Genomic DNA, 13,504 nt, shown 5'->3' with positions numbered 1-13,504 from the left:
TTAAGTATTCTTTAAGTATAAAATTCCTATAATCCTCGCCTTAATTTTACAGAATCTAAGGAAACCTAAATGGAATTGACAAAAATAGCAACACAAACTGACATTAATCGTCAATGGATTGTGCTTGATGCGAAAGATAAAGTGTTTGGTCGCCTTATCACAGAGGTTGCCACGCTTTTACGTGGTAAGCATAAGCCTTGTTTCACACCTCACATTGATTGCGGTGATTTTGTAGTGATTATTAACGCCACAGAGGTGAAATTCACAGGAATGAAGCTTGAAGATAAGGAATATTTCACACATTCAGGGTATTTTGGTAGCACTAAAAGCAAGACATTGCAAGAAATGCTAGAGAAAAATCCGCAAAAGCTTTATCACTTAGCCGTTCGAGGTATGCTTCCTAAAAACAAGCTTGGACGCGCTATGCTTAAAAAGCTCAAAGTTTATCGCGATGGTAATCACCCACATAGCGCACAAGTTTCTAAAAGCTCAAAATAAGGGAATAGTATGGCAAAAGTTTATGCAACAGGAAAGAGAAAAACAGCAATCGCAAAGGTTTGGCTTACTCCGGGCAGCGGTAAGCTCACTATTAATGGAGAGAATCTCAATGATTGGCTTGGTGGACACGAGGCAATTAAGATGAAGGTAATGCAGCCGCTTCTCCTCACAAAGCAAGAAAAATCCGTAGATATAAAGGCTGTTGCCTTTGGTGGTGGATATTCAGCTCAAGCTGAAGCCTTGAGACACGGCATTTCAAAAGCTCTTAATAGTTATGATATAGCCTTTAGAGCGATTTTGAAACCGAAGGGGCTTTTGACCCGCGATTCTCGTGTGGTAGAGCGTAAGAAATATGGTAAAAGGAAAGCAAGACGTAGCCCACAATTCTCAAAAAGGTAATAATTTTATGGAGCTTCTCTCTCAAAGTTTTGGTGAGTATCAAACAAATTGTTATATTTACAAATTGCCACAGGGAGAGATTGTCATTGACGCTGGGATTGGCGCGAGTGATTGGGTGATGGCGCATTGCTCCAAGCCACTTGCATTTTTAAATACACACGGGCATTTTGACCACATTTGGAGCAATGCCACGCTTAAAGCACATTTTCCTCAAGTACCGCTTGTCTGTCCTGCACTTGATGCGTTTATGTTAGAATCAGATTGCTTTGGCACAGGTGTAACGCCAAGCACACCTGATATTCTTACATTATGTGAAAAAGGTACACAAAGTTTAGTGTTTGATGGCATAGAGGTGATATTTTCTCATTTTCCCGGACACACACCGGGCTGCTCAATTATTGAAATTGAGGGTAATATTTTTAGCGGGGATTTTATCTTTTATCGCTCTATTGGGCGGAGCGATTTTCCCTATTCAAGCACGATTGATATGAGAGATTCTCTTCTTGCTTTTAGTGCGCTTCCTTCAACTCCCAATAAGCCTATTTATCCCGGACACGGAAGGACTACTTACCTTAATGATGAACAGGCAAATGTGCCCTTTTGGATAAAGCATTTGGGCGGTATGTAATATCTATTTACTAGGAATATTTTTTGCTTTCTATTTCTTAAATTAGTTTATGAGGTGCCTATGGATTTAACGAGTATTTTAGGACTTTTGGGGGCTGTTGCTAGTCTCTCGCTAGGAGATATTTTGGAGGGAGGTAACCCTTTACATCTTATCCATATTAGTTCGCTCATCATCATTATTCCTACTGCTGGTTGTGCAGCAATGGCAGCCACACATGGTACACATGTTAAGGCTGCTTTTAAAGAAATGAAGCTTGTTTTTGGTGGAAGTGGAGTGAATTTGAACGAAACTATACGTACTCTTGTTGAACTTTCTACCCTTGCGAGAAAAGATGGTGTCCTTTCTCTTGAAGGTAAGGCGGCACAGATTGAAGATGATTTCTTACGTCAGGCACTTTCAATGATTATTGATGGACGCGATGCACACGCTGTGCGTGAAGATATGGAAGTGCAAATAGAATCTTTAGAAGAGTACTATCACGGGTCTTCGCATTTTTGGATTATGTATGCTGAGACTTGCCCTACAATGGGGCTTGTTGGAGCGGTTATGGGGCTTATGCTTGCTTTGCAGTTGCTTGATGACCCAAAGGCTATGGCAGCAGGGATTGCTGGAGCATTTACTGCAACGGTTACAGGGATTTTCTGTTCTTATGGAATGTTTGGTCCTTGGGGGCATAAAATGCACGCTAAAAGCAAGGATATCATACGTGAACGTATGGTGATTTTAGAGGGCGTTGTGGGTATTGCTAATGGTGATAATCCTCGTAACCTTGAAGAGAAATTATTAGGATTTATCCCACCGGGTGAGCCCAAAATCTCACAATTTGAATAAGAGAGTGCATAATGGCTAAAAAAAAGAAGTGTCCCGATTGTCCTGCAGGAGAAAAATGGGCTGTGCCTTATGCGGATTTCCTTTCGCTTCTTTTGGCTCTTTTTATTGCCTTGTGGGCGATTTCATCAACAGCCGATTCGGATTCTGAAGCCTTAAAAACGGAGTTTATAAAACTCTTTGATTTTACACTTACCGCACCACTTCCTTCAAATCAAGATGATATAAGTGAAAATGAAGTGGAAAATGAAAGTTCTGCCCTGAGTGAAAATTCATCTATTACTACTGCGCAAATTGAACAAATGGCAGAAGAGGGTGGGATTTTAGAGCAAATGGAAATGGGTGTGTCGCTGCGGTTACCCTCTAATATTTTCTTTGAAGCAGGAAGCGCAGAGATTAATAATAGCGATGTGTATTTATATTTGCAACGTATGAGTGCGATTATCAAGAAACTTCCTGATTATGTTAAGATTGATGTGCGTGGTTATACGGATAATTCTCCTTTGCCTGTTGGCTCACGCTATAAGGATAATTATGAGTTGTCTGCGGCACGTTCACTTAGCGTAATGAAGTCTCTTGTGAAAAATGGTATCTCAAATGAACGTATTTCATTTTCTGGCTATGGCGAACACCAAGCTATTGCGCCCAATGATACACCTGTTAATCGTGCAAAAAATAATCGCGTGGAAATCTTTTTCTTTGTAGATCCTAAAGATGCGCCAGTGGCACAATCCATCTTGGAAGAAACTTTGCAAAATACACAGTAGTATGCAAGTTATATAGCTTTGTATAGTGATAAGCTTGTCTTTACTCTAGCTTATTTATTGGATTAGATATTTGTGTTTAATTCATACCAAATAGGTAGACTTTAGGAAGAAAATTTTAGTAAAGAAGTTCATTTTGGCATATTCGAATTGATAAAGTGTATAAAAAGCATTTTTACTCTAGTAAGATGTGTTGCGTTATGAATCACTATCAATTAAAGAATAATGCAGTTTATTCTATTTAGCTAAATGCTGATGAATAGCTAAGTTTGTGTTCCTATCTTTTGCAAAAACAGCAAAGGGGTTTTATGCTCTTTGTAGACAAAAGCAGTTTATTTTATGTATTTTTTAGCTTTTTAAGATAGAATTTCACCTTTTAATTTACCATTCAAGGAGGTCTTATGGCTTTAGATATGGCGAAAAAGAAAGAGATTATTGCTAAGTTTGCAAGGGATAATAAAGATACGGGTTCAAGTGAAGTGCAAATAGCATTGCTTTCGCAAAGAATTACTGACTTAACAGAGCATTTAAAGGCAAACCCAAAGGATCATTCGAGTCGTTTAGGGCTTTTAAAACTTGTAGGGCAAAGAAAATCATTATTAACCTACCTCAAAAAAACACAATATAGTCGCTATACAAAATTAATTAGTGAATTAAAACTCAAAGATAGATAGCACTTAGGACAAGTGTCCAAGTATTTGAATCTGTTTGTCATTAAATTTTATAGAGATTTTATATGTGCTATAAAACAATGTTATTTGATGCTAGATTTAGCTGAGACAGAGTCATAAATAAAAATAAGTTTTGCAAACAAACATCTATCTTGCAATACCTTTTAGAATAGTAAAAAGGAGAGTGTAATCTTTCCTTTTTACTATTGGGATAAAAAAATTAAGTAGAGTAAGTTGCACATAAAGTTGTTTCCACTTGTATAAATAAATCATAAATATATTTTCTCCATATTATTGTAAAATTCTTTAGATAACTTAGGAGGGTGAGTCTAAGCAGGACAAGCAGACCTGATAAGCAATAGTTAAACTTGTATTCTAATCGCTGATAGATGTATTTGCATATTTTAAAGAAAACTATGAAACTTGAATTTTATGAATATATATATTGCAGGTAGGCGTTAAACAAAAATATTATTTTCTTTTGATATCCATCCTAAAGGCACTTTTATCTTTAAAGTATCTTTAGATTCTTTTTTATAATAAAGATAGAGTTTTGATGTAATCTTAAATAGTGATTAAAAAATAATCCTTTCTATTGCCCATTATCTACCCACTCCCTTCATTCCAGTATAATCCTACAAAGGTAAAAAAGATATTATTTTTCTATTTGAGGATACCTTTCACCTTCAAGCCCAAAATATAAAATCTCTTTTTGCCTTAAGATATGAGGATTACATCTTTTTTGGTAAATTGAAGGAGAAATCTTACTTTGTATCCCTATGGGATTTACTTAAGAGCTAATGTTATTGCAGACTTTTGCAAGTATTAAATAAATACTTTGTGTGAATGCTTTATTGAATCTGCTTCTCTGGCTTTTCTTTGATAGGTTATTTTTTATTTTCACTCCATATCTCCAATATTTACAAGAGGTGAAGGGAAATCATAGCTAATATCTCTTTTATGTATCTTTATTGTGAAAGCCAAGGTTGTGTGCTTTATATTCTTTTACTATTGTGCCGTGTGCCGTACATACACCAAGTACTAATCCATACTCGCAAGCAATTCTTAAGGTTATCTGTGAATTGTATAGCTTACTAAACTTGCTCATTTGCAAAGAATTAAGTGTATAATATAACAAACGTTATAGGCTTATTTGAGTTTGTTTTTTTATATTAAGGAGTGATATGTGAAAAACCTGCTTCAATCCATTCCTAAAGTCGATTCGCTGCTCCAGCATAATGAGCTAAAATCGTTTGATAAATCCCTCCTTTTGCCCCTTATTGCATCGCATCTTAACGCCCTACGCACAAATCTAAAAGCAGGACATATCTCTAGAGCAACTTTTGAAGAATCTCTGCTTGGTCTTATCCCCATGCTTAAAAAAAAGGCAGAGGCACTTTCTCGCCCTACCTTAAGGCAAGTGGTAAATGCCACAGGCGTTGTGATACATACAAATCTTGGGCGGAGTGTGCTTTCACAAGAAATCCTTGATGAAATCATGCCATTTTTACGCAGTTATCACACACTTGAATACGATTTGGACAAAGGCAAGAGAGATGAGCGCTATAGGCACTGCACACAAATGTTATGTGAAATATGCGGCTGTGAGGACGCGCTTTTGGTGAATAACAACGCCTCTGCGGTGTTTTTAGTGCTAAATACCTTTGGAGCGCAAAAAGAGACTATTATCTCACGTGGGGAGCTTGTGGAGATTGGCGGGAGTTTTAGAATCCCTGAAATTATGGCAAGTGCGGGGAGTATCCTATGTGAAGTAGGTACGACAAACAAAACGCGTCTAAGGGATTATGAAAATGCCATTAACGAGCAGAGTGCTATTATTATGAAAACACATCAAAGCAATTTTAAGCAAATAGGCTTCGTGCAATCCTGCGAGTTTAAAGAGCTTACCACTCTAGCGCGGAAGCACCATCTTATTGATTATTTTGACTTAGGCAGCGGGCATATAGGAGTGCTAAATCTCCCAGATGAGCCAAGTGTGCAGGAGATTTGCAAATATAAGCCCTCACTTCTTAGCTTTAGCGGAGATAAACTCTTAGGGGCGGGGCAAGTAGGCATTATACTTGGCTCATCGCCTCTTATTGCAACACTTAAGAAAAATCCCTTACTTCGTGCATTGAGAGTAGATAAATTCAGCATTCTCGCCCTCAATGCGACCCTCAAAGCCTATAAGCAAAAGGCTTATTATAAGATTCCAACCCTCTCTATGCTTCAAACAGATAGCAAGGTGTTAGAATCTAGGGCACAAACGTTAAAAAATGCTCTTAATGCCACTCCATTTGCCTCAAAATTTGCCCTCCTTGAGGTTATCCCCTTGCAATCACTCGCAGGAGGAGGGAGTATCCCACATTTATCATTTGATTCCTTTGGTGTAGCACTTTGTATGAAAGATATGGAGGTTAAGGCTTTAGAATCTGCCTTAAGGCGATGTGGGATAATCGTCTGTGTGCAAAAAGATAGAATCCTCCTTGATATGCGGACATTGCTTAATGGCGATGAGGAGCAAATTTTAAGCGCACTTGAAAGCATTCTAGGTGAGACAAATGCAGGATAATGATATTATCGTTGGGCTAGGTGGGCATATTGACCACGGCAAAACAACGCTTATCAAGGCTCTTAATGGCTTTGATGGAGATAATCTCAAAGAGGAAAAGCAAAGGGGTATTACATTAGATTTAAGCTTTTCCTCCCTCCCCCTACCTGCACGTAATGTCGCCTTTATCGATGTCCCCGGACACGAAAAATTAGTAAAAAATATGATTGCGGGGACCTTTGGTATTGATGTATTGCTGCTTGTGATAGCCGCAAATGAAGGGATTATGCCTCAAACATTAGAGCATATTAAAATTGCCGATATGCTGGGGATTCGCACCTGCATTTGCGTGATAACTAAAATTGACAAGCTCACTTCACCCTCCACGCAACTTCCGCTTTTAGAATCTCACATTGCAAAGCTTTTTATACAAAGTGATATAAAGTTGTATTCCTGTATTGCCCTTAGTCTGCACCCTAAAGCAGACAAGATAGAAAACACACAGGCATTAGAGGCATTAAAAGAAGTCCTAGATAATGTGCCTAAGCCACAGAGGGCAGATTTTGGTATGTTTGTGTATTACATTGATAGAAGCTTTACGATAAAAGGCGCAGGCTGCGTGGTAACCGGTAGTGTTTTAAGCGGGCAATGCGCCCCTAATGACAAGCTTTATGCTTATCATATCCATAAGGAAGTATCCGTGCGCGGGATACAAATTCACGATAAAGATGCGCCTCTAGCCACGCCCTCGCATCGTGTCGCGCTCAATCTCACACAAGTAAAACACAATGAGCTTAAAAGAGGCTTTCTCGTTGCGCCTAAGGGATATTTGCGGGGATTTAATAGTGTTGATGTAGCGATTTTTGGTGATGTGAAGCATAATGCTACCTATCAATGCTACATAGGCAGCACGAAGCTTAATGGAAAGGTGCAGATTCTAGAATCTTCTCCCATAAGCGCACATAGCTTTGGCTCAAAGCCCCTTATCCTCGCTACACTCAAATGCGATGAGCCCATCTTTGGCATATTCTCGCAACGTTTTGTCCTAAGAAATGATGAGGGCGCATTAGGTGGAGGCGTGATTTTAAATCCCATCATTGACCCTATTAAAAAATCTACCAAGATTACATTGCTTAAAGCCCTCGCACAAAGGGACTTCCACCAAGCATTTACCTTGCTTACACGCATTCATAAAAAGGGCTTTGGACTTGTGAGTTCGACACAAAGATTTAATCTTAGCCACGTTCAAAGCTGTGAAATCGCCACCTCAATAGATTCTATCTTTGTTGATGAAAAGTCCCTCACACTCTACCCCCTCTCACAAATAGAATCGATAAAAACCGCTATTATTGATATTTTTACACGTAATAAATATGCTCTTCTCTCCGCGCAAAGCTTGAGTTTAAAGCATAAATGGGCGTCTTTAGCCCTCGCACAAAGGGCATTAGATGAGCTGCTTGATGAAGGGCAGATTATCCATAAAAATGGGCTGTATCTCTCCTGCTGGAATGAAACTAAGGATATTCGCATATACGTTGAAGATGTGCTATTTGATACACTTATTAAGCAGCACTTTACGCCACTTGCGCCCTATAATATTTATGATGCACTTGATATTGATAGAAAAATGGGCGATAATGCACTAAAAAGCCTCTCCCTAAGCAAAAAGATCGTGCGTCTTAGCCATAATTTTTTTATCGCTACCACTGCATTAACGCAAATGAATGCCCTTATGCGTGAGATTATCACAAAGCAGGGCTATGTAGATGTCAATAATTTGCGCAAGCGCACTCATTTAAGCCGTAAATATCTCATCGGCTATTTAGAGTATCTCGATAAATTTGATGATATAGAATGTATCGATAATAAGCGATTCTATAAATACATAAAGCCGCATAATGAGGTAGAGCAATGAATATACATCTTGATTTTTTAGCTAATTTCCCGCTAAATAAAAGCGCAAATGCCCTGCTTTTTGAGGATAGCTATCCTAATCCTAATATATTTGACAATGCCTTTGTGCGTGATTTAAAGGCAGATAGCGCACACTTAAGCGCGATGTTTAATAAAACTCACGCCCATAGTTTTGATTATAGCTGCGGGGAGTTTCTCTGCCTCTTTAGCACACTTTTTTCTCATCATTATCATATTGTCTTAGCTCCTAGCTTTTCACAGCAGAGCTTTTATGCCGCACATACATTTCAGACAATGCACAAAGATGGCTTATCTTTTATGCCACTCTCGCGGCAGGGCATTATAGAATCTCTGCCTGTTTTAAACATACGCCCAAATGAACCAATAGTTTTTTTCCTGCCTATTATCAACCAAGATGTGCTATCCATAAATCCCATAAAATCTATGATAGAGCAGATTCTATGTGCTTATCCTCACGCGCTTATATTTTGTGATATTTCACTTTTTTTAAGCACACTCACACAAGCACATTTAGAATCTTTGCGCCTTCTCAAGCATAAAAAATTGCTTTTTATGTGTAATGCCGAGCATATTGGCTTAATGCGTAAATGCGGCTTTATCCTAAGTGAGCTAAGTGATGGGGAAATTCCCGCACTTAAAGCTTATTTTGACACACAGCTTTTGCGTCCCAATCTCTTTAAAGCCGCCATTACCGCCATAGAGGACATACTCGCCCTGCCTCCTAGCATAGATACTAAAGCGCAGTTTTTTACATCTTTGCAATCGCATTTAAAAGATGATATGGCACTTTTTGTGCCACCTCATTTAAATAGCCCAAACGCCCTTGCTTTGCGATTTAGGGGTATAAAAGCACGACTTTTGATAGAGAGTTTGCAAATAGCAGGGATTTATGCTATTAACGGGCAGGATTGTCTCTTTGGCAATGCAAAGCCCTCTTTTGTCCTACATTCTATGGGCTATGATGAACCACAATGTCGCGAGTTACTTAGCGTGAGCTATAAGCATTTAGATGATATAGAATCTATTACCTCACATATCGCCTCTGCGTATTTGCAACTACGACAATTCCATTTATGAAGGAGATACGCTATGGTAAGTTTTTTAGAAGCATTACAAATCGCCACATCTTTAAGCCCTACCACGCGCACACATACATTGCCACTTTTTAAATCTTACAATCATATTATTACTCAAGATATCAAAGCCGCTAAATCGCTCCCGCCATTTGATAATTCTGCAATGGACGGCTATGCGATTATGTTAGATGATTATGGTTCTACTTGTGTGTGTGATGGGAGCATTTTCGCCGGGGATAATGCTACTCATATCACGCTCACAAAGGGGCATACTTATAAGGTAATGACGGGCGCGATGATTCCCCAACATACACAAGCCATCGTGCAGTTTGAATGGACTAAAGATAATGGCACAGCGGTGCAAATCCCTGCTAGTGATTGTTTGCAGAGTATCAAAGCAGGGCAGAATATTCGTTTCAAGGGTGAAGAAATCGCCCCAGATTCTATACTTTTACGCAAAGGGCAGCGGCTTAATCATTTAGATGTAAGCATTCTTGCCTCACAGGGTATAAGCGCAATAGAGAGCTTTACACCCTTAAAAATAGGGATTTTCTCTAGTGGCGATGAGGTGATTGAGCCTCACCAAAAGGCAGCACCTCATCAAATCTATAATACCAATGCCACAAGCCTTTATACACTCCTTACGCAAAGAGGCTATCAATGCAGTTATGAGGGTATTTTAGCAGATGATATGAATGCCCTTTGTGGGAAAATAGAGCAATTTACACAATATGATGTGGCGATTACAAGCGGTGGGGCGAGTGTAGGCGATGCGGATTTAATCAAAACTGCCCTTCAGGCACAGGGCGCGAGATTTCTTTTTGATGGCATAAATGTAAAGCCCGGGCGACATCTTAGCTGTGCTATGCTAAAAGATACTTTGATTATCCTGCTCCCGGGCAATCCTCTAGCCCTGCTTTTACATACGCATACTTTTGTGCTTTCTGTTTTAGAATCTTTGCAAGGTGGTAGGGCTATCTACCCTAAAAGCCTTACTCTAAAGCTCTCGCACGATGTAAAACTAAAGCCTAATACTACAAATATGCTTCTAGGCAATATACAAAATGATACATTTTTGCTTTATAATAATGGCAAAATCGGCTCAAGTTCGTTAGTAAATATGTGGAAAAACAATGCGATCGCGCTTTTTGAAAGCACTCGTACATTCTCTCAAGGCACAGCGATTAAGGTTATCCCATATAATGCCGATTTTTGTGATATAATGGACTATATGAATTAAAGGAGTAAGTATGACAAAGCTTTTGTTTGGAGTGAGCGATACGCAAGAATGCCGCAGAGCCATTAGTACGATTATCCGTTTTTTTGGGCATAGAGATGAGATAGAGCTTACACTTTTGCACGTTACTCCCGAAATTGTCGTATATGCTGAAAGTGGGATTGTGGATTATGGCACGATAGAAAATATAGAAAATGAAAAATCAAAAAATATTTTAAATGAGTTTGAACTCGCTTTTAATAAAGAGGGCATTACTTGCAAAAAGATTCTAAAAACGGGTAATCCTGTTGATGTCGTGCTTGAAATCATCAATGAATATGATTTACTTGTAATTGGCGCGAGTGAATCTTCCCTTTTGCATAGAATCTTTAATTCTCATCAAAATAGCTTTATCAATTCCTCCCCTATCCCCGTTTTGGTGGCAAAATAACTAAGGTTTTAAAAGAGGTAAGTATGAAAAAGCAGCTTTTAATAAGTGCTATATTTTGTGTAAGCGAGGTTTGCGCGCTAGAATTTGGCTCTATGGGAAATACAAGCGCGAGTATGGGCGGTGCAGGAGTAGCACTCAAATCCTCTGCTTGGGGCTTGTATTACAACCCTGCACTTTTAGCCGCTGACCCGCGCGTAAAAATAGGTTATTCACTTGGCATTGGTTTTAAAGAACATAATCTCGCTGAAATTACAAAGATTGACATTAGTAATATGTCAAATGTGGCTGAAAGGCTGATAGAAACTTTTACTGACACAAGCGGTGCAAATGCGGGGGAGATTAAAAATGTAGTAACAAGTGCTTTAGATAGTGTCCTTAAGGCATCAAGTCAAACTCCAACAGGCGACGTAACAAAAGATTTAGAAACTTATTTGCAAAATAAACAAGGTAGTAGCGATTATAGCGATTTGGCAAAAGAGGTGATGAATGCCGTTCAAAGTTCATCAGCTCTTACTCCCGAGCAAAAAAGTTTGCTTGATAATATCGCTGGAAGTATTGATTATGGCAATTTAAACTTTGATAGTGCTAAAAATAATGCGTTACAAAATATCACTATCAAAAAAGGTGGTGACAATGGGCTTGATAAGGCGGTGGGGGATATAAGCACTTTGCAAGAGATTCTTAAAGATAATAATTTAAGCGTGGTTAGCCAAAATGGCGTGATTTTGCAAATCTCAAGTAAGACAATCAATCAAAAGCTTGGTTCACTTGGTGTAGCCTATTTTGGTTCTTTATATTCTAATCTCTCTTTCAAGGCAGACCCCGAACGTATGCGGCTTATCGTTAATGGAGGCGGGGGCTACTATGAACTTACAGATAATGGCGATAATTATAGCTATAAAGAATCTACAAAAGATGATTATGAGAAGTTTTCACTTATTGCTTCATTAGAGGGCGACAGTGATACCCATAAGCTCGTGACTACGAGCTTTGTGCTATCTGAAATCCCTGTGGGCTATGCGCGGACATTTTATCTTAAATATGGGAATTTGAATCTAGGCGTAAGTGGAAAACTAATGAATGGCATTAGTACACAGCATATTATTGCTATTAATAAAGGCACTGACTTTGAAAAAGAGCTAAAAGATCTCGCCTCACTTGATAATGCTATCTCTTCTAATAACTTTGGGATTGATTTGGGGGTGCTATATGAGCTAGATTTGCCTAAATATCGTTATCTTACTGTAGGGCTAGTGGCTAAGAATCTCAACTCCCCTACTTTTAAATCTACATTTTATGATATTACCATAAAGCCTCAATATCGTATGGGTCTAGGCTATAACTCAAAGTTTTTAAAACTCGCCTTTGACGCGGATTTAGTCCCTAATGATATGATTGCCTTTAGTAATATTAAACAGCAAAGTCAAATGATTGGCGGGGGCGTGGGCTTTGATATTAGGGCGTTTGATTTGCGCTTTGGGGCGATGAAGGACTTAAAGCAAGATACCGGGCTTATCCTCACAGCAGGGATAAATCTCTTAGGATTCTTAGATATTGCCTTGCAATCAAGCACAAAGGTTACTGATGTAGATGGAATACCTATTCCCAAATATTTGAATCTCCGTGTGGGTGGGAGCTTTAGCTTCTAGTATTTAGAGTATTGCTAATCAAGTCTCTGTCTTAATGTGGCTTGAGGTATATCATCACTGACATAAAAATAAAATCGCAATTTAGCATTTTTAAGGGAGTGGTGTTGAGGGAAAAAGCGCATATTATACTTTTTGATTTAGATGGCACACTTGTAGATTCTACACAGGCGATTTATGCAAGTTTTTGTGAGAGTTTTAAGGCAATGGGGCAAATTCCTCCATCATTTGAATCTGTGAAGCAATATATTGGGCATACATTGGAGGATATGTTTTTAGCGCATAATGTTTCATCCTTGCAAGTTGAGAGCTATGTGCAGCATTATAGAAACTGCTATCGTAAGCTTATGGAGGAGGGTACACATTTGCTTCCTTATGTCAAAGACGCATTGAAAAGGGCTTATGAGTTTGCCTCTCTTGGCGTGGTAACGACCAAGCGAGGGGGATTTCTCACGTATTTTATTAGAAAATCTTGGTGTATGGAAATATTTTGATGGGATTGTAGGTATTGAATCTGTTAAATACCCTAAGCCCCACGCAGAACCGATTCTAAAGGCACTTGATTTACTACAAGCACAGCAAAAGGGCATTAGCAAAAATAGAATCTATATGGTAGGTGATACGATGTTAGACATACAAGCAGCGCAAAATGCGGGGATTAAGGCTGTAGGTGTGCTATGTGGGTTTGGCATAGAGGCGGATATGAGGGCGTCTAATGTGCCTTTGTATGCAAATCCTTTGATGGCAGTAGATTATATTGCGCAAAAATGTAGCATTTAGTCCTTGTTTATTTTACTTTAGCTATTATTATAGATTCTGTTTCACATACTAAAAAACGGGG

Annotated in this window: 14 protein-coding genes; all 14 read left to right on the top strand. The window is 38.8% G+C overall.

Annotation, left to right across the window (positions count from 1 at the left end):
- Positions 1–69: 69 nt before the first annotated feature.
- The 14 genes from rplM to V3I05_RS02610 all read left to right on the top strand — a co-directional run bounded on the left by rplM (position 70) and on the right by V3I05_RS02610 (position 13,443).
- The gene (rplM, locus tag V3I05_RS02675) at positions 70–498 is read left to right on the top strand and encodes a 50S ribosomal protein L13 (RefSeq protein WP_295699707.1); all 429 of its coding nucleotides are present in this window, start codon (positions 70–72) and stop codon (positions 496–498) included.
- Between the two features lie 9 nt (positions 499–507).
- Complete coding sequence (gene rpsI, locus V3I05_RS02670; RefSeq protein ID WP_295699710.1) at positions 508–897, top strand: 30S ribosomal protein S9; 390 nt, start codon at positions 508–510, stop codon at positions 895–897.
- A gap of 7 nt (positions 898–904) precedes the next feature.
- On the top strand, positions 905–1,525 hold the full coding sequence (locus tag V3I05_RS02665; RefSeq protein ID WP_295699712.1) for an MBL fold metallo-hydrolase: 621 nt from the start codon (positions 905–907) through the stop codon (positions 1,523–1,525).
- Positions 1,526–1,585: 60 nt separating this feature from the next.
- A complete protein-coding gene (gene motA, locus V3I05_RS02660; RefSeq protein ID WP_295699716.1) occupies positions 1,586–2,356 on the top strand; it encodes a flagellar motor stator protein MotA in 771 nt (256 codons plus the stop codon).
- Positions 2,357–2,367: 11 nt separating this feature from the next.
- Positions 2,368–3,120, top strand: coding sequence for a flagellar motor protein MotB (gene motB / locus V3I05_RS02655; protein ID WP_300731661.1), 753 nt, complete (start codon positions 2,368–2,370; stop codon positions 3,118–3,120).
- A 398-nt stretch (positions 3,121–3,518) separates the two neighbouring features.
- Positions 3,519–3,791, top strand: coding sequence for a 30S ribosomal protein S15 (gene rpsO, locus V3I05_RS02650; RefSeq protein WP_295699721.1), 273 nt, complete (start codon positions 3,519–3,521; stop codon positions 3,789–3,791).
- 1,183 nt (positions 3,792–4,974) lie between these two features.
- Complete coding sequence (gene selA, locus V3I05_RS02645) at positions 4,975–6,360, top strand: L-seryl-tRNA(Sec) selenium transferase (RefSeq protein WP_295699722.1); 1,386 nt, start codon at positions 4,975–4,977, stop codon at positions 6,358–6,360.
- A complete protein-coding gene (selB, locus tag V3I05_RS02640; protein ID WP_343353908.1) occupies positions 6,350–8,254 on the top strand; it encodes a selenocysteine-specific translation elongation factor in 1,905 nt (634 codons plus the stop codon). Before selA ends, selB begins: the two co-directional genes overlap by 11 nt.
- On the top strand, positions 8,251–9,351 hold the full coding sequence (locus tag V3I05_RS02635) for a cysteine desulfurase (protein WP_343353907.1): 1,101 nt from the start codon (positions 8,251–8,253) through the stop codon (positions 9,349–9,351). The genes selB and V3I05_RS02635 overlap by 4 nt, the downstream gene beginning before the upstream one ends.
- Positions 9,352–9,363: 12 nt before the next feature.
- On the top strand, positions 9,364–10,590 hold the full coding sequence (locus V3I05_RS02630; protein ID WP_343353906.1) for a molybdopterin molybdotransferase MoeA: 1,227 nt from the start codon (positions 9,364–9,366) through the stop codon (positions 10,588–10,590).
- Positions 10,591–10,600: 10 nt separating this feature from the next.
- Positions 10,601–11,017: a universal stress protein gene (locus V3I05_RS02625; RefSeq protein WP_300447851.1), complete on the top strand. Its 417-nt coding sequence runs from the start codon at positions 10,601–10,603 to the stop codon at positions 11,015–11,017.
- 23 nt (positions 11,018–11,040) lie between these two features.
- Positions 11,041–12,666 (top strand): conjugal transfer protein TraF, encoded by a 1,626-nt coding sequence (traF, locus tag V3I05_RS02620; RefSeq protein ID WP_300731643.1) that lies wholly within the window; start codon positions 11,041–11,043, stop codon positions 12,664–12,666.
- A 104-nt stretch (positions 12,667–12,770) separates the two neighbouring features.
- Complete coding sequence (locus V3I05_RS02615; RefSeq protein WP_343353904.1) at positions 12,771–13,157, top strand: HAD family hydrolase; 387 nt, start codon at positions 12,771–12,773, stop codon at positions 13,155–13,157.
- A complete protein-coding gene (locus V3I05_RS02610) occupies positions 13,120–13,443 on the top strand; it encodes an HAD family hydrolase (RefSeq protein WP_343354239.1) in 324 nt (107 codons plus the stop codon). The genes V3I05_RS02615 and V3I05_RS02610 overlap by 38 nt, the downstream gene beginning before the upstream one ends.
- The last annotated feature ends 61 nt before the right edge of the window (positions 13,444–13,504 follow it).

The organism is Helicobacter mastomyrinus (genome assembly GCF_039555295.1).
Lineage (GTDB): Bacteria > Campylobacterota > Campylobacteria > Campylobacterales > Helicobacteraceae > Helicobacter_C > Helicobacter_C mastomyrinus.
This window is presented reverse-complemented; position numbering and strand designations above follow the sequence as displayed.